Source organism: Rothia mucilaginosa (assembly GCF_964211445.1).
GTDB classification, from domain to species: domain Bacteria; phylum Actinomycetota; class Actinomycetes; order Actinomycetales; family Micrococcaceae; genus Rothia; species Rothia mucilaginosa_E.
On the sequence record NZ_CAXOQT010000037.1, the window covers coordinates 1 to 15,996 of the forward strand.

14 protein-coding genes are annotated in these 15,996 nt (G+C 61.3%); 5 read left to right on the top strand and 9 right to left on the bottom strand.

The features are described from left to right. Positions 1 to 126 (top strand): IS3 family transposase (locus tag AB8E48_RS08265; RefSeq protein ID WP_368886410.1); only part of this gene is annotated, 126 nt, incomplete at its 5' end. 219 nt (positions 127 to 345) lie between these two features. Beyond that, positions 346 to 1,452 carry a UDP-N-acetylmuramate dehydrogenase gene (locus AB8E48_RS08270; protein WP_368886401.1) on the top strand — a complete coding sequence of 369 codons (1,107 nt, stop codon included), beginning with the start codon at positions 346 to 348 and terminating at the stop codon, positions 1,450 to 1,452. Positions 1,453 to 1,556: 104 nt separating this feature from the next. Here the strand turns inward: AB8E48_RS08270 and AB8E48_RS08275 are convergent, their stop codons facing one another. After that, positions 1,557 to 2,510, bottom strand: a complete 954-nt coding sequence (locus tag AB8E48_RS08275) for a histidine kinase (protein WP_368886402.1) — start codon at positions 2,508 to 2,510, stop codon at positions 1,557 to 1,559. A gap of 133 nt (positions 2,511 to 2,643) precedes the next feature. Continuing rightward, the gene (locus AB8E48_RS08280; RefSeq protein ID WP_368886403.1) at positions 2,644 to 4,065 is read right to left on the bottom strand and encodes an MFS transporter; all 1,422 of its coding nucleotides are present in this window, start codon (positions 4,063 to 4,065) and stop codon (positions 2,644 to 2,646) included. Positions 4,066 to 4,373: 308 nt separating this feature from the next. Between AB8E48_RS08280 and AB8E48_RS08285 the strand changes: the two genes are divergently transcribed. Then, positions 4,374 to 4,670 (top strand): PGPGW domain-containing protein, encoded by a 297-nt coding sequence (locus AB8E48_RS08285; RefSeq protein WP_296545020.1) that lies wholly within the window; start codon positions 4,374 to 4,376, stop codon positions 4,668 to 4,670. Positions 4,671 to 4,761: 91 nt separating this feature from the next. Here the strand turns inward: AB8E48_RS08285 and asd are convergent, their stop codons facing one another. The 7 genes from asd to AB8E48_RS08320 all read right to left on the bottom strand — a co-directional run bounded on the left by asd (position 4,762) and on the right by AB8E48_RS08320 (position 13,344). Continuing rightward, positions 4,762 to 5,901: an aspartate-semialdehyde dehydrogenase gene (gene asd / locus AB8E48_RS08290; protein ID WP_368886404.1), complete on the bottom strand. Its 1,140-nt coding sequence runs from the start codon at positions 5,899 to 5,901 to the stop codon at positions 4,762 to 4,764. Between the two features lie 209 nt (positions 5,902 to 6,110). Then, positions 6,111 to 6,761, bottom strand: a complete 651-nt coding sequence (locus tag AB8E48_RS08295; RefSeq protein ID WP_368886411.1) for a dihydrofolate reductase — start codon at positions 6,759 to 6,761, stop codon at positions 6,111 to 6,113. 24 nt (positions 6,762 to 6,785) lie between these two features. After that, the gene (locus tag AB8E48_RS08300) at positions 6,786 to 7,667 is read right to left on the bottom strand and encodes a thymidylate synthase (RefSeq protein WP_368886405.1); all 882 of its coding nucleotides are present in this window, start codon (positions 7,665 to 7,667) and stop codon (positions 6,786 to 6,788) included. Positions 7,668 to 7,824: 157 nt separating this feature from the next. Further along, positions 7,825 to 8,832 (bottom strand): NUDIX hydrolase, encoded by a 1,008-nt coding sequence (locus tag AB8E48_RS08305; RefSeq protein WP_368886406.1) that lies wholly within the window; start codon positions 8,830 to 8,832, stop codon positions 7,825 to 7,827. Between the two features lie 251 nt (positions 8,833 to 9,083). Beyond that, the gene (locus AB8E48_RS08310) at positions 9,084 to 11,357 is read right to left on the bottom strand and encodes an RNA degradosome polyphosphate kinase (RefSeq protein WP_314656926.1); all 2,274 of its coding nucleotides are present in this window, start codon (positions 11,355 to 11,357) and stop codon (positions 9,084 to 9,086) included. Between the two features lie 65 nt (positions 11,358 to 11,422). After that, on the bottom strand, positions 11,423 to 12,487 hold the full coding sequence (mshD, locus tag AB8E48_RS08315; protein WP_368886407.1) for a mycothiol synthase: 1,065 nt from the start codon (positions 12,485 to 12,487) through the stop codon (positions 11,423 to 11,425). A gap of 179 nt (positions 12,488 to 12,666) precedes the next feature. Further along, positions 12,667 to 13,344 (bottom strand): winged-helix domain-containing protein, encoded by a 678-nt coding sequence (locus AB8E48_RS08320; RefSeq protein WP_368886408.1) that lies wholly within the window; start codon positions 13,342 to 13,344, stop codon positions 12,667 to 12,669. 626 nt (positions 13,345 to 13,970) lie between these two features. Between AB8E48_RS08320 and AB8E48_RS08325 the strand changes: the two genes are divergently transcribed. Both AB8E48_RS08325 and ygfZ read left to right on the top strand, forming a co-directional pair. Continuing rightward, positions 13,971 to 14,660 (top strand): FABP family protein, encoded by a 690-nt coding sequence (locus AB8E48_RS08325; RefSeq protein ID WP_049349557.1) that lies wholly within the window; start codon positions 13,971 to 13,973, stop codon positions 14,658 to 14,660. A gap of 65 nt (positions 14,661 to 14,725) precedes the next feature. Next, on the top strand, positions 14,726 to 15,961 hold the full coding sequence (ygfZ, locus tag AB8E48_RS08330; RefSeq protein ID WP_368886409.1) for a CAF17-like 4Fe-4S cluster assembly/insertion protein YgfZ: 1,236 nt from the start codon (positions 14,726 to 14,728) through the stop codon (positions 15,959 to 15,961). The last annotated feature ends 35 nt before the right edge of the window (positions 15,962 to 15,996 follow it).

Below are 15,996 nucleotides of genomic sequence, written 5' to 3' on the forward strand. Positions count from 1 at the left end.
TTTGAGAGTTTCAAAGCTGACCTTGAAGCCTATATCATGCACTGGAATACGGTAAGGCGCCAGGTAAAGCTCAAGGGCCTGACCCCGGTAGAGTACCGGGTTCAGGCCCTGCAGGAGGCCGCATAGCGGCTAGTATTTAATGCGTCCAAGTTTCGGGGCGCAGTTCACTATTGAGGTTGTGCCGGGGCTTTTGTGTGCTCACCGCTTTCGTGCGCTTATCGGCGGGGTAGTGGCGTTTTTCTGAGAAAGGTACGGCGGAAAATGAAGGCAAAATCACCATAAGGTTTTCATGACTTTAACGCGTGGTGGGTGTTGACCCCGCACAACGACCGGTATTCTTAACCTATGACTGAAAAGCTGTTGAGCGAACTGACCACCGCCCAGGTAGGCGGCCCCGCTAAGACCTACGTCCGCGCCACCACCGAAGCAGAAATTATCGAAGCAGTCTCCGCTGCAGACGCCGCAGGCGAACCCGTCCTCATCGTGGGCGGCGGCTCCAACCTGCTGGTTTCCGACGAAGGCTTCAACGGAACCGTCGTGCACATCGCCTCCGAAGGCGTAGAGGTGCTGCCCATCCCCGCATGCGGTGGCGCGAATGTGCGCGTGCAGGCGGGCACCATCTGGGACGACTTCGTGAAGCTCAGCATTGAGAACGAATGGGTCGGCCCCGCAGCCCTCTCCGGCATTCCCGGTACCGTGGGGGCAACCCCCGTGCAGAACGTGGGCGCATACGGCGTTGAGGTGGGCGAGTTCATCGCCTCGGTTCGCACCTGGGACCGCGAAAAGAACACCCAGAAGACCTTCGCGAGCGCAGACCTGCGATTCGGCTACCGCGACTCGGTGCTCAAGCGCGCAACCGTCAACGGCTCGCCCCGCTACGTGGTGCTGACCGTTGATTTCCAGTTCACCCTCGGCAACCTCTCCTCCCCGATTCGCTACGCCGAGCTGGCGAAGAGCCTGGGTGTTGAGCCCGGCGAGCGCGCCGACTCTGCGCTGGTCCGTGAAAAGGTGCTTCAGCTGCGCGGCTCCAAGGGCATGGTGCTCAACCCCGAGGATCGTGACACCTTCTCGACCGGTTCCTTCTTCACCAACCCGATCGTGCCCCGCTCGACCCTGGAGTCCCTGCCCGAGGGCGCCCCGAACTTCCCGGTGGTTGTGAAGACTTCCCCGTTCACCGCGGGCGTTGAGGACCCCGATTGCGTGAAGCTTTCGGCTGCATGGCTGATTCAGCACGCAGGCTTCGATAAGGGCTTCGGCCTGGAGGGCGACTCCCGCGAAATCGCCCAGGGCCGCGCGAGCCTGTCGACCAAGCACACCCTGGCGATTACGAACCGCGGCGGCGCATCCGCTGAGGACATCTTCGCGATTGCCCGCGCCGTGCGTGACGGCGTGCGCGAGCGCTTCGGTGTAACCCTCGTACCCGAGCCCGTCGTGGTCAACGGCGAAATCTAAACGCTAAACTTCTCGTCTCTCGTAGCGCGAGAGCGCATAGAATAAACGCTTCGGGCGGTCTCTGCTACAGAGACCGCCCGAAGCGTTTTATTGACTCGCCGTAGCTAGTGGCGAGGGGAGGAGATACGCGCCTGCCCCGGCAGGTAAGGCCTGCGCTTGGGTGCTGTGCGCGTTGTAGCCAGCGGAGCGGCAGGAAGGTGCTCCATCAGCACCTGAATCGCTAGGGGAAGCTTCTGAGGCGGGCAGGGGGCGTGGAAAATCGGCTTGTGGCGCGTGGGACGGTACGGGTAGTATTCCGCGTCCTCGCTGTGGGACCAGACAATGTTGCCGAACTCGCTGGGAACGGGGGAAAGCACATTAGCGTAGTAGGCGCGCGCCTGCAGGTCGGTACGCTCCGAAGCGTCGGTAGACACGCCGCTGGGCACACGATCCTGCTCGATGACGAGGGCTCGAACCATGCCACCTACGGTGCTGACCGCGTTCACGTGTAGGGCGAGCAGATCCCCGTCCTTGTGGTCGATCTGCACCTCACCGTCTGCGAGGATTCGGGTACCCTTGGTGATGCTGCTGGCGATTCCTTCGCAGAGGGCGCGGATGAGCGCCATGCGTGCCGGATAGAGGTCGGCGATATCCCAGCCGATGAGGGCTGCGGAATTGCCTGCGTACTCCTCGCAGGATTCGTAGGAGGCCACATCCACGTAGCCGCGGGCGATAGGTTCACGGTCGTAGGGGCGGCCGTCGCGCTGCTCCCAGAAGCTGAGGGCGGTTGCGGCGAAGACAGCCTGGCCGTCGCGCACGGTGACGCTGAGCGTGAAGTCCTGCGGGTAGCCGTTCTTGCTACGCGGGCGCAGGGGAACGGCTCGGGTGTATTCGGTGAATTCCTCGGGCCAGTCCAGGTAGTAGCTCATTCGTGCCCCGTCGCTACGGTGCACGGTGAGTTCTCCCGGTAGCAGCATGGCTTCGGGCACACCACCAGCGCGTTCGGCGGCGTAGTGTTCGCTGACGGGCCAGGGGTTGAACTCCGTGTGGTAGGGGCTGGAGAGGAAGGAATCGAGCATAGAACGTATCCTCTCATAGTTTGAGGTTTTAGCGCATGGATATGCGGCTTTTATGACAAATGAGCTGCCCCTTCTGACGGCTCGGAAAGAGCGTTCAGAGGGGACAGCTCATCGTGTAGGGTGGGCGGCTCGTTTAGAGAGACTCGCCGCGGCGCTCAGGCAGCAGGAACACGGTGGTTGCCGCTACCAGGAACGCGGTGGAGAAGAGCGTAAAGAGCAGCGGGGTTCCGCCGAATGCGACCAGCGGCGGCACAATGAGCGGCGCCGCGATGGAGGCGATACGACCAATACCGGCGGCGGCACCGGTGCCGGTTCCGCGCAGGTGGGTCGGGAAGATTTCCGGGCTCAGAGCGTAGAGGGCGCCCCACGCACCGAGGTTGAAGAAGGAGAGCAAGCATCCGGCGAGGATGATGAATACCTCGGTGTGCGCCATACCGTAGCCAGCCGCTGCGAGGGCGGAGCCGAGCAGGAACGCGGCGAGGGTTGCGCGGCGGCCCCACTTTTCGATGAGGTAGGCGGCGACCGCGTAGCCGGGCAGCTGGGCGAGGGTCATGATGAGGGTGAACGCGAAGGACTTGACGAGGCTGAAGCCCTGGGCACTCAGCAGAGTCGGAATCCAGATGAACGCGCCGTAGTAGGAGAGGTTGATGCAGAACCAGATGACGCACAGGGCGATGGTCTTGCGGCGCTGACCAGCAGCCCAGATGGAGTGGACCTTGGCGGACTCGGCGTTGTCGGCGCTTTCTACGGCGCCGTGCTCCGCGGAGTCCTCGGCCTTCTTAGCGTTGGGGAAGAGAGCTGGGGACGCCTCAAAACGCTCAACGACGCGGCGCGCATCATCGTGCTTGCCGACGGATTCCAGGAAGCGTACGGACTCGGGGGTTCCCAGGCGAATCACCAGCGAGTAGATGGCGGGAATCAGACCGATAGCAAGCGCCCAGCGCCAGCCGTTCGCCTGCGGAACAACGAAAGTACCGATGAGCGCGGCGAGAATCCAGCCGACAGCCCAGAACGCCTCAAGAGCGACCACAACGCGGCCACGGATAGCGCGCGGCGAGAACTCAGAAATCAGGGTGGACGCCACCGGCAGTTCCGCGCCCAGGCCCAGACCGACCAGGAAGCGGAAGATAAGCAGTACACCCAGGGAGGTGGCAAGCGCGGAGGCGCCGGTTGCCAGACCGTAAATCAGCAGGGTGAGCGCGAAGATGTAGCGGCGGCCGAGCTTATCGGCGAGCAGACCGCCGAAGGTTGCGCCGAGCGCCATGCCGGCGAAGCCGATGGAACCGAGCCAGGAGGCTTCGGTGGGGCTCAGATGCCATTCCTTGATGAGGGCTGCCATGACGAAGGAGATGAGGCCGACGTCCATGGCGTCGAGTGCCCAGCCGAGACCCGAGATGCCCAGGAGCTTGCCGTGGGCGCGGGTGAAGGGGAGATTTTCGAGGCGCTCATTGAGCGTGGGAGGTGCCGTGCGTTCCGCGGTGGGTGCAGTGGTGCTGGCGGGCGCAGCGGCGTTGGTGCGGTGTGAGTCCGTCGATGCGGGACGTGAGGAGGACACGGTAGTGGGTCGCTTCCTTAGTGTTTAGGCACAAGTGCCGGGTGAATTGTTCCCTTACAGTGTATAAAGGTACTTTCGACTTGAACACTATTGAAACGAAAAAACTTTGAAATGACGAAAAAATCTCAACATGAAGAAATCTTTCACAGCACCCACCCAGCGGCGGGTGCTATTCTCTAACCACCGCCGCCCGGTGAAACTCACCTACGGCACGTTTGGAAGGAACACCCCTGAAAACCATTGAAGATGAAGTCAAGGAAAGCGAAACCAGTCGCTTTCACCGCTGGCTCGAAGCCCGTAAGGAGCGCATGCACGCGCATCCGGTCATGCGTCATCTCTACAAGCCCCTCGTGATCGGTGTGGGTGCCTTCTGCTTTATTGCCGGACTGATTATGCTCGTCACCCCCGGCCCCGGCTGGCTGTTCATCTTCATAGGCCTGGGCATTTGGGGTACCGAATTCACCTGGGCACGCCGCGCCAATATTTTCATGAAGCACGTGGTGCTCACCGCCTGGTACCGCTACTGTGCCTGGCGACAGCAGCGCAAAGAGCGCAAAGCCGCACGTAAGGCAGAACGCAAAGCCGCCGCCGAGAACCATCGCTAAGCCCGCATAAGCTATACCTAGACACAGAAGCCCTCGCTCCCATCCGATAAGGATGGTAGCGAGGGCTTTTATATAGGCTTGTCAGTGAGCTTTAGAGCTTGCCAATAGCAATCTGCAGCATACGGCGAATCGGCTCAGCAGCACCCCACAGCAGCTGGTCACCCACGGTGAACGCGCTAATGTACTCGGGGCCCATAGCGAGCTTACGTACGCGGCCGACCGGAATCTCCAGAGAACCGGAAGCAGCCACGGGGGTCAGCTGCTCCATGGACGCCTCACGCTCGTTCGGCACGAAGCGAACCCAGGGGTTATCCTCGGCGATGATGCGCTCGATCTCCTCCAGCGGCAGGTCCTTCTTGAGCTTGATGGTCAGCGCCTGAGAGTGCGAGCGCATTGCAGCGATACGGACGCACAGGCCGTCCATGGTGATCTTGTCGTCTTCGGGGCGGCCCAGAATCTTGTTGGTCTCGACCTCAGCCTTCCACTCTTCGCGGGACTGGCCGTTACCCAGGTCGGAGTCAATCCAGGGAATCAGGGAGCCGGAGAGCGGCACACCGAACTGGGAGGAATCCAGCTCGCCGGAACGCTGCTTAGCCAGGACCTTGCGGTCAATATCCAGGATTGCGGATGCGGGGTCGCTCAGCTCCTCGGAGACCTCGTTGCCCAGGTCGCGGAACTGTGTGAGCACCTCACGCATGTGGCGTGCGCCGCCGCCGGATGCTGCCTGGTAGGTCATGGAGGTTGCCCACTCGACCAGGTCGTTCTTGAAGAGGCCGCCCAGGCCCATCAGCAGGCAGGAGACGGTGCAGTTGCCGCCGACGAAGTCCTTCACGCCGGATGCCAGGCCGCGGTCGATGACGTCGCGGTTAATGGGGTCCAGCACGATGATGGAGTCATCGTTCATACGCAGGGTGGAAGCGGCGTCAATCCACAGGCCGTCCCAGCCAGCTGCGCGCAGCTTCGGGTGGACAGCCTCGGTGTAGCCACCGCCCTGAGCGGTCACAATAATCGAGTGCTTACGCAGCTCGTCAATGTCGTATGCGTCCTTCAGCTCGGACGGCTCAATTACGCCGTCGAAGGTGGGCGCAGCGCCACCAACATTAGAGGTGGTGAAGAAGACGGGGGTAATGCCCTCGAAGTCGCCTTCCTCAACCATGCGCTTCATGAGGACGGAGCCCACCATGCCGCGCCAGCCAACAAAACCTACAGAGTCACCGGGATTAAAGTTCATGGTTCCCAGTGTACTCTCAGGCTGGCGGGTGTGGACTAACACCGTACAAAAAATCTGATATTCGGAACGGAATACCGTGTGAAGAGGCGGGGCTTATTACCGGGGCACCGGGAGGCGCATTAAACACTCAAGCCCGCGGTACTCCGGGTGGAGCAGCCGCAGGCTTGAAATGCATGTCTATATCAGCGAGTGAACGAGGGAAGCTTGAACTAGATACGTTCGAGCCGCTGGAACGAGAAGTACATGGGGTTCTTCGTGCCCGACTCATCGAGCAGGTAACCCTTCTCGCTATTCTCCCATGCACTCTCGGAGGTGACTCGCCAGCACCCGTTCGGTGAGCTGCCCTCGCAACTGCCCGCAGAATTTGCAAGCTGCAGTTCGGGCGCTCGCGTATCGCCGGTAATCTCGTTGCCTTCCTGGCAGTAGAAGAGGGTCCGCTCCACCGTCTCCACCCGACCGAAGGTGGGCAGGTCGGTGCGGGAGAGCGCCTCCGCGTACACGGAGCCGCCGCCAATAATCCAGGCGTCAACCGCGGCGGTATCTGCGGGGGTATCCTCAATCGGTGCGCCCGCGGCGTCACGAGCCGCGTACAACGCCGCATCCAGCGAAGGAACCCACAGGGCACCATCGCGTTCTTCCGCCTCGGTCACCGAACGGCTAATCACAATATTCGTACGGCCCGGCAGGGGGCGAAAACGCGGCGGTAACGACTCCCACGTGCGGCGACCCATAATCACCGGAGCACCCAGGGTCACCTTCTTGAAATGCGCCAAATCCTCCGGGGCGCGCCAGGGCATATCCCCGTCACGACCAATGATGCCGGCATCGGTTTGAGTCCAAATAGCGCCCAGACGATACATCATGCCTCCTAAAACTACCTGCAGTTAGACCGCAATCGGGGCGGTAATACCGGGGTGGTGCTTGTAATCCACCAGCTCAAAGTCTTCGTACTCGTAATCGAAAATAGAAGGCTTCTTGGTCTTAATAACCAGCTTCGGGTACGGGTAAGGTTCGCGCGGCGGGTAGGGGTTACCCTCCGGGTCGGTGCCGTAGCCCAGCTGCTTCTTCACCTGCTCCAGGTGGTTCGAGTAGATGTGGCAGTCGCCGCCGGTCCACACGAACTCGCCCGGCACCATCCCGACCTCTTCGGCGATCAGGTAGGTCAGCAGTGCGTACGAGGCGATATTGAAGGGCACGCCCAGGAACATGTCAGCACTACGCTGGTACAGCTGGCAAGACAGCTCCTTCACACCGTCCGCACGCTCGTGCACGTAGAACTGGAACAGTGCGTGGCAGGGCGGAAGCGCCATGCTATCCACCTCGGCAGGGTTCCATGCCGAAACAATATGGCGGCGAGAGCTCGGGTTGTTCTTGAGCGACTCAATGACCTTCGCAATCTGGTCAATCGTGCCGCCATCGGGGGTCGGCCACGAACGCCACTGCACGCCGTACACCGGACCCAAATCGCCGTTCTCGTCAGCCCACTCATCCCAAATGGTCACACCGCGTTCCTGCAACCAACGCACATTCGACGAACCGCGCAAGAACCACAGCAGCTCAATAGCAACCGACTTGAAGTGCACACGCTTGGTGGTAATCAGCGGGAACGACTCACGCAGATCAAAACGCATCTGACGGCCAAAAACACCGAAGGTGCCGGTGCCGGTACGGTCGGAACGCTGCGCATCCGCCGCAATGGCGTCCTTGTTCTCCTCGAGGATTTCGCGCAGAAGATCTTCATAGGGCGTGGGGATTGCGTGAGTCATAAGAAAAACCTTGAATCCTGTCAGTAGACGTGAGAGGCGGCAAAGAAGCAACCGCCCCTCTATTGTAAAACCCGCAAACGGGGTGCAGGTAGAGCAAACACGCTGAGCATAAAGCCCAGCGCGCTCGCTATGAAAAGATAAAAATCTAGCCTAGAACCTAGTCCAGAGCCGCGCGTACACGCTCCACCGAGACAATACGCGGGTCATCGCCCTCGGTCACCTGCAGGACCAGGGCATCGCCGGGCTCCAGGTACGGGTCCTCAGTCGGAAGGACCTCCGCGGAACCCTCAAACAGGTACTCGCGCAGAACATCCATCACCTGCGGCAGTACCGGGCGGTGGGTGCACAGCAGTGATGAAGAGTCCTTATCGAACAGCGACGCCACCACGCGGGCAGTACGCGCCGGGTGACGCTGAGCCCCAGCCTCCGACAGGGACTTCTTCTCCTTTACCGAAACACCGTAATCCACCGAATACGGGGTCACGGTCTGAACGCAACGCAGCCACGGGGAAGAAATAATGCGGCTCGGAGCCCACGCCGCAAAGAGACGGCTAGAAGCCAACGCCTGACGCTTACCGGTAGCCGCCAGCGGGCGGTCATCCTCAGCCGCAGCCCAGCTCGAACGAGGCTTCGCCTTCGCGTGGCGGGCAATGAGAATCGGGCGGGTGCGCAACGCGTCCGCCTCCGCGAGAGCCTCCAGGGACTCCAGAGGAGCCAGGTCGTCCTCGTTGGTCAGCAGGGCGCGAGCAACCTCGGTGGATACCCAGCGCAGCTCATCCACTTCACCCTCATCCGCCAGGGCGCGGGCACCCTCGGGAAGCTCAGCGGACCAGTAGAAAACATCCTTAGGGCGGCCACCCACCGGGTAGGAAGTCACCGCCAGGGGCACACCCAGAACAACCTGCAGGCCGACCTCTTCGCGAATCTCACGAATAGCAGTCTCAGCCAGGGACTCGCCGGGATCCTGCTTGCCCTTAGGCCAGGACCAGTCATCATAACGGGGGCGGTGAATGATCAGGACCTCAAGCGCACCGTCGCGCATGCGCCAAATCAGTGCGCCAGAAGCAACAATATCCGCAGTGTTTGCGGGGGAACGGTCAATGCTGTTGACCGCGTCAAAACGTCGTGCCGAGTAGTAGATGGAGGGGGAATCCAGCGGTGCCATATCTCTCTCTGAACCTCTTCGCTAGGCTTGTGCACAATGCCAGAGGGCACCATGCTCCGTGTCTAATTGTAGGCGAGAGAACGGTCAAGTTGTAATCTCAACGTAACCTGTTGTTCACTTTTGCGCTAAGTGCACTAGTCCACCGCACGTTTTTGCACGACACGCGGAAAACCCCGCCTGCCCCACGCCATAAAGCGCGAGAACAGACGGGGTTCACGACCAGAAATCACCGCTAGGTCAGCGGCACAGCCTTAGACCTTATCGACCACGTTCTTACGGGAACGCGAGCTCAGGTAGTACGACTGCACGTCCTGCAGCGGGTTGCCCTGATCATCGGTGTCGTGGCGGGTCCAGTTGCCCTCAGAATCCAGGTGCCAGGTACGCGAAGAATCACTCATGTAGATGGTGAACATATCACGCAGGTACTTCACGTGGCGCGGATCCTTCACCGGCACAAGCGCCTCAATACGGCGGTCCAGGTTGCGGTGCATCATGTCGGCAGAACCAATGTAGACGATCGGATCGCCGCCGTTCTCGAAAGCAAACACGCGCGAGTGCTCCAAGAAACGACCCAGCACCGAACGGACGCGAATATTCTCGCTCAGGCCCTTAACGCCCGGGCGCAGAGCACAAATACCGCGAACCACCACATCCACCGGCACGCCAGCCTGCGAAGCACGGTACAGCGAATCGATGACGGCCTCATCCACCATGGAGTTGCACTTGATCTGAATCTTCGCCGGGCGGCCCGCCTTGTGGTTCTCAATCTCCTGATCAATGCACTCAATCAGGCCGCTACGCAGAGTACGCGGCGCCACAAGCAGCGACTGGTAGTTGGTCTTCGGCGCGTAACCGGACAGCTGGTTGAACAGGCGGGAGACGTCCTCACAAATCTGCTCATCGCAGGTGATGATGCCCAGATCCTCGTAGAAACGAGCGGTCGACGGGTGGTAGTTACCGGTACCGATGTGCGCGTAACGGCGCAGGTGGTTACCCTCGCGGCGCACCACCAGCGACAGCTTGCAGTGAGTCTTCAGACCCACGATGCCGTACACCACGTGCACGCCGGCGCGCTCCAGCTTACGAGCCCACGAGATGTTGGCTTCCTCATCAAAACGAGCCTTAATCTCGACCAGCGCCACAACCTGCTTGCCTGCCTCAGCCGCCTCAATCAGCGCATCCACGATGGGGGAATCGCCACTGGTACGGTACAGGGTCTGCTTAATCGCCTGAACACGCGGGTCAGCGGCAGCCTGAGCTAGGAACGCCTGCACACTGGTTGCAAACGAGTCGTACGGGTGGTGCAGCAGCACATCGTGATCGCGTGCGGCAGCGAAAACGTCCGCAGCCTTCGCGGTCTCGGTGGCGTTGAGCCAGCGGGAGGTGTGCGCAATGTGCTTGGGGTAGTGCAGAGCCGGGCGGTTCGCGCGAACAATCGCACTCATGCCGCGCAGATCCAGCGGAGCCGGCAGACGGTACACCTCGGACTCGTCAATGTTCAGCTCAGAAATCAGCAAATCCAGGATGGTCGGGTTGATGGTGTCCTCAACCTCCAGACGGACCGGCGGGCCGAAACGACGGCGCAGAAGCTCCTTCTCCAGGGCCTTCAGCAGGTTCTCTGCATCGTCCTCTTCCACCTCAAGATCCTCGTTACGGGTCACGCGGAAGACGTGGTGCTCCACGACCTCCATGCCCGGGAAGAGGGTGTCCAGGTGCTCAGCAATGATGTCTTCGAGCGCAATGTAGCGGCTCTCGCGGCCCGCAGTATTAGCGGCGCGGGAACCATCCACAGAGACCATGCGGTCCAGCTGATCGGGCACCTTCACGCGGGCGAACAGCTCCTTGCCGGTCTGCGGGTTACGCACCAGCACCGCAAGGTTCAGCGACAGACCCGAAATGTAGGGGAAGGGGTGCGCCGGGTCAACCGCCAGCGGGGTCAGAATCGGGAAGATGTCCTGCATGAACTCCTGACGCAGGCGCTGCTTAGCGTCCGCATCCAGGTCGTCCCAACCGACAATGCGGATGTTCTGCTCCTCCAGAGCAGGCAGAACCTGGTTGTGGAACACATCGGCGTGGCGCTCCTGCAGCTTATGGGCACGCTCAGCAATCTCTTCCATCTGCTCCTCGGGGCTCAGGCCCGCCGCCGAAGGAACCGCCAGACCGGTCGCAATGCGGCGCTTCAGACCCGCCACACGCACCATGAAGAACTCGTCCAGGTTAGACGCCACAATCGACAGGAAGTTCAGACGCTCCAGCAGGAACAGGTTCGGGTCCTCCGCCAGCTCCAGCACGCGGGTGTTGAAGTCCAACCAGCTGCTTTCACGGTCGAAGAAACGCTCCGGGCCGAACTCCTCTTCCAGGCTGAAGTAGGAGCGCTTCTCGCCCTTCTCAATGCGGTCACCGCGAGACTCGGCACGCTCAATCTTCGAAATATCGTGGCCGATGTGAATAACGCCGGTCATGGGTGCCGGCTCAGACGGCTTAGGCTTAGGCGCCTTATTCAGGCCATTGGGGGCGGGTACCATACTGTACTTGCCTTTCTGATCGGGGATAAGTCGTGAAGAAGCACGCCAACTGTGGCGCACCAAAATTAGGCGGCAGGCTCAGCCTGCTGTGCGGGGGCGTACATGCGGTCAACCGTTGCCACACCGAAACCCAACGAAGTGTAGAGGGAGTATGCGGTGGTGTTATCGGCGTCCACGTACAGGTCGATGGCGCGCAGCGGCTCGCCGTTCTCGTCCTCAGCGCATGCCAGGTATGCCAGCGCGCGCAGAGTGAGGGTGCGACCCAAACCGCCTCCCTGAGCCTGCGGGCTCACACCCACCACGTAAATCTCGCCGGAGGGGGACAACTCTCCCTGCTCCTGACCGGTCGGGATCTTTGTCCAAGTGAACGCCGCAATCGCAGAATCGTCATCAACCTCGGAGGCAATGAAGAAACCCTCGGGGCGGAACCAGGGAGAGCCGGTGCGCTCGCGTAGGTCGGCGAGGGTGAGCTTGCCCTGCTCGGGGTGGTGCGCAAATGCTGCGGCGTTCACGCGAAGCCAGGGGAATTCGTCCGCGCCGGTAAAGGTACGCATCCGCAGGTTTTCCGGCAGAATGCGCGCGTCGGAGCGTTCCACGAGCTCTTCGCGGGTCTGAGCGTCCAGGGGCAGAACCATCTTGTACAGCACACGCACCGGCTCGAAGCCATGCAGGGTCGCGAATGCGTGGGCGGGGCTTTCAATACCGGTGTCGGTGGCGCTGCCGTGAACCCAGAGGCGGTACCGTACGGCGTCTTCACCCAGCTGGCGGACGGCGTGGTCGAAGAACGCGCTACCTGCGCCTCGTCCACGGTATTCGGGGGCGACGGCTGCCTCAATCACGCCGGTATCTTCGTCATGTGCGGGGGTGAGAGCCACGAAGACAGCAGCGAGGGTGCCGTTGTCCTCGGCGACAAAGAAACGCGGAGGGGTGAGGGTGCTTTCGCGTAGCGCCTTGCTCAGCTCGATGCGGGTCTGCTCGGAGAACGCCGAAACGCCGTCGTGCTTGGCAACCGCCTGGGCAAAGGAATCGAATCGTTCCAGCAGCTCTTCGGTGAGCTGCGGTTCCGCGTAAACAAGGGAGCTTTCAGCGGGCAGGGTGGAGGGATTGGGTGTCTGACTGTGTACCATCATCGCCTTCTTTCGTAGCCTTCTGATTCAACTCTACCGGGGATGATTGCTCTTTGAAGAGTTTGCTCTTCGTCTTGGGCGAATATGACAAGAACCGGAACATTTACACACTCTGGTACCTGGTTCAGCGGCGAGTCTACCCGAGAACGGGCACACCAAAACAGCGGTTGGTACCGCAAAATCTAGCGGGTGCTGTTGAAGGAATAGCCCACGTTACGCACGGTCGAGATCATCTGTTCGTACTCGGTGCCGAGCTTGGAACGCAGACGACGCACGTGCACGTCCACGGTGCGGGTGCCGCCGTAGTAGGAGTCGTAACCCCACACTTCAGAGAGCAGCTGGGCGCGGGAGAAGACGCGTCCGGGGTGCTGAGCCATGAACTTGAGTAGTTCAAACTCTTTGAAGGTCAGGTTCAGTGCGGTGCCGGAGAGGTGCGCCGAGTACGCCTGAGTGTCAATGACAAGGTTGCCTGCGCGCACGATGCGCTCTTCCGAGCTTTCTTCTTCCGTGGCTGCGTCGCTTTTGATGGCGAGGCGCAGGCGGGCATCCATTTCGGAGGGGGACGCCTGGTCAGAGACGATATCGTCCACATGCCAGGAGGCAGCAACCGCCGCCATGCCGCCTTCGTTCAGGAGCGCGATGAGCGGCAACTGCACACCGGCTGCGCGCAACAGCTGGGCGCATTGGCGTGCCTTGACGAGGGCGGTGCGGGCGTCGACCATGAGCAGGTCGAAGGTCTCGGATTCGAGGGCGGTGTGGGCGGTGTCGAGGGGGAAGACGTGTACCTTGTGGCTGAGCAGGCTCAGCGAGGGGATCATATCCTGCGCGGCGGTATCGCTCAGAAGCGCAATACGGTACACACCCTCTCCTTTCCCATATATTTCCCGTGTAAAACTTTTGGGCTCTTTCTAGTGTACTCGCCAGGCTGTGACGCGGCTGTGGGCGCCGGTGTAGACCGGGCCGAATATCGTATTCCGGACTGTTCGTACGGGCTTCTCAGCTGGATATGATGAGGCGCCTACCCGGATTCTGCGGGGCTATTATTTTGCTGGTGCCGGGCGGAGCGTATGCCTGTTGGGAATCGTGCTGTCCACTATGTTTCTGTCGCTGATTCTGCGCCCTTTCGGGGTGGGTCTGTGGTAGGTTTAAGGCATGGAAAACAATCTTATGGCTCTTGAAGCTCTCTTCATGTCGCTGATGGCTATCATCTCCGTGTGCATCGGTATCGGTGCATTCGCAGTGTTGCGTGGCCTGTTCAGCGGTCAGAAGTAGTCTTCCCGCACAGAGCAGAAGCATCGCCCACACAGGGCTTTAGGCGGTCGTACGGTTCGTACCGCCTCGCCAATGACGGCGTGAACCCCCACCCGGTCCCCTCCGGTTGGGGGTTTTCTATATGTCTGATGCCGGGCGTGGACGGGGAGCTATCCCGCGCCGAGGGCGAACGAACAGGGTGCCGTTTTTACGCTCGGGTACTAAAATAGAGGGTATGGCTATTGAAATCCCTACCAACCTAACCCCTGAACTTGTTCCCTTCGCATGGCTGCTTGGTACCTGGGAAGGCACCGGAACCATGTGGTACGAAGGCCAGGAAAACACCCCCTTCGGCCAGATTATTACTTTTGAGCAGGACGGCCTGCCCTTCATTGAATACCGCGCTGAGTCTTTCCTGCTCGATGACGAGGGTCAGAAGCTGCGCCCCATCACCGTTGAGACCGGCTTCTGGCAGATTGACCGCCCCCTGACCGACGCTGACGGCGGCTTCGGCATTGTCCCCAAGGACGTTGTTCCCGCCTTCGCTGACGCGGCAAGCGTAGAGACTCTCCGCAATGCCGACGACGGCTTCTCGCTGCTCGCAACCATCGCGCACCCCGGCGGCATTAGCGAAAACTACGTGGGCATGGTTAAGGGTCCGGTCATCCGCATGCAGACCGGTAACCTGCTGCGCGACGACATCTCCCACGAATACGCAGGCTCCGTGCGCCTGTGGGGCCTGGTCAACGGCAACCTCATGTGGGACTGGGAGGTCGCAGACGCCGAGGGTAAGCTGCACAAGCACGCTTCCGCTGAGCTGCGTAAGACCTCGTCGATGACCGGTGACTCCCTGGGCACCTCGATGTTCGGTTCCCTGGATGGCGAAGAGCCCACCGGCGAGCCCGGCTCCGAGCCCACCGCCTAATAACTAACTTGTGTCTGCCCCGCCGGTCGGCGGGGCAGACTCTTTGCGTGAAAGGTACACCTTCCGTGACTGAATCTTCGCTTGAAGCGCCTCAGGCTGAGGTACCCCAGTCTGATGCCGCCCGCCCGGCGAGCCCCCTGCTGGGCCTGCATGGTGCTTTTGCCGCCTCCGGGCTGGATGCCGGCGTCGCCGCACATTACGGTAACCCCATGCTGGAACAGCGTTCCCTCAGCTTTGATCGCTCCGCCGGTGCGGAGGAGCCGCTGGTGTTGGTGGACCGCTCTTCCCTGGGCGTGGTGCGTGTTGAGGGTGCGGACCGCCAGACCTGGCTGACCTCCATCGCCTCGCAGATTCTGACCGGCATGACCGCCGGGGAGAGCCGTGAGTTCCTGCTGCTTTCACCTCAGGGCCGCGTGGAGTATGCCCCCGCAGCGATTGAAGATGGCGAGGCGCTCTGGCTGATTGTGGAGGGCTACCAGGCTCAGCCGCTGACCGATTACCTGAACCGCATGAAGTTCATGATGCGCGTTGAGGTGCAGAACCTCAGCGACAAATACGCCGTGCTGGAGAGCGCTCGCAACCCGATCCTGCAGGACGGTTCGGTGCATCCGGCGCTCGCTGAGGGCAAGCCGCTGGTGTGGGAGGACCCCTGGCATACTCCTGCACCGGGTAGCTACCGTTACGATGAGGCGGGTGACGCCCACCCCGGCGCGGACTATGTGCGTTTCTTGAGCATTGTGCCGCGTTCTGCTCTGCCCGCCCTGGCTGAATCTGCGGACGCGCGTTTTGCGGGTCTGTGGGCTGCGGAGGCTCTGCGTATTGAGGCGTGGCGCCCGCGCTACGGTACCGAGGCAGACGATAAGACGATCCCCCAGGAGCTGGATTACACCCGCACCGCGGTGCATTTTGATAAGGGTTGCTACAAGGGCCAGGAGACGGTGGCTCGCGTGCATAACCTGGGTCGCCCGCCGCGCCGCCTGGTGTTCTTGGATATCGACGGTTCGGAGCACACCCTACCCGCGGCAGGTAGCGAGCTGTTTGTGGAGGGTAAGTCACGCCCGGTCGGTCATATTACCTCTGTGGCATTGCATCATGAGGCGGGCCCGATCGCTCTGGCTGTGATTAAGCGCGGCGTTGACCCGCAGGCGCCTTTGCGTGCGGTTGATGGCGGCGACTTCCTGCCCGATGGTTCGCCGGCGCCGGCGACCGAGTATGCGGTGGCTCAGACGACGGTGGTTTCTCCGGAGTCCGGTGAGGTGGCGCGTCGTTCTTTGGCTGGCCAGGATTTCCTGAAGCGCTAGGGCATTCCTGCCCAAAAGCTACCCCAACTAAAACC

Bases quoted from the DNA above. Each gene is read 5' to 3' on its own strand.
- AB8E48_RS08270 (WP_368886401.1), top strand. From the start codon at position 346: ATGACTGAAAAGCTGTTGAGCGAACTGACCACCGCCCAGGTAGGCGGC.
- AB8E48_RS08275 (WP_368886402.1), bottom strand. From the start codon at position 2,510: ATGCTCGATTCCTTCCTCTCCAGCCCCTACCACACGGAGTTCAACCCC.
- AB8E48_RS08285 (WP_296545020.1), top strand. From the start codon at position 4,374: ATGCACGCGCATCCGGTCATGCGTCATCTCTACAAGCCCCTCGTGATC.
- asd (WP_368886404.1), bottom strand. From the start codon at position 5,901: ATGAACTTTAATCCCGGTGACTCTGTAGGTTTTGTTGGCTGGCGCGGC.
- AB8E48_RS08295 (WP_368886411.1), bottom strand. From the start codon at position 6,761: ATGTATCGTCTGGGCGCTATTTGGACTCAAACCGATGCCGGCATCATT.
- AB8E48_RS08300 (WP_368886405.1), bottom strand. From the start codon at position 7,667: ATGACTCACGCAATCCCCACGCCCTATGAAGATCTTCTGCGCGAAATC.
- AB8E48_RS08305 (WP_368886406.1), bottom strand. From the start codon at position 8,832: ATGGCACCGCTGGATTCCCCCTCCATCTACTACTCGGCACGACGTTTT.
- AB8E48_RS08310 (WP_314656926.1), bottom strand. From the start codon at position 11,357: ATGGTACCCGCCCCCAATGGCCTGAATAAGGCGCCTAAGCCTAAGCCG.
- mshD (WP_368886407.1), bottom strand. From the start codon at position 12,487: ATGATGGTACACAGTCAGACACCCAATCCCTCCACCCTGCCCGCTGAA.
- AB8E48_RS08325 (WP_049349557.1), top strand. From the start codon at position 13,971: ATGGCTATTGAAATCCCTACCAACCTAACCCCTGAACTTGTTCCCTTC.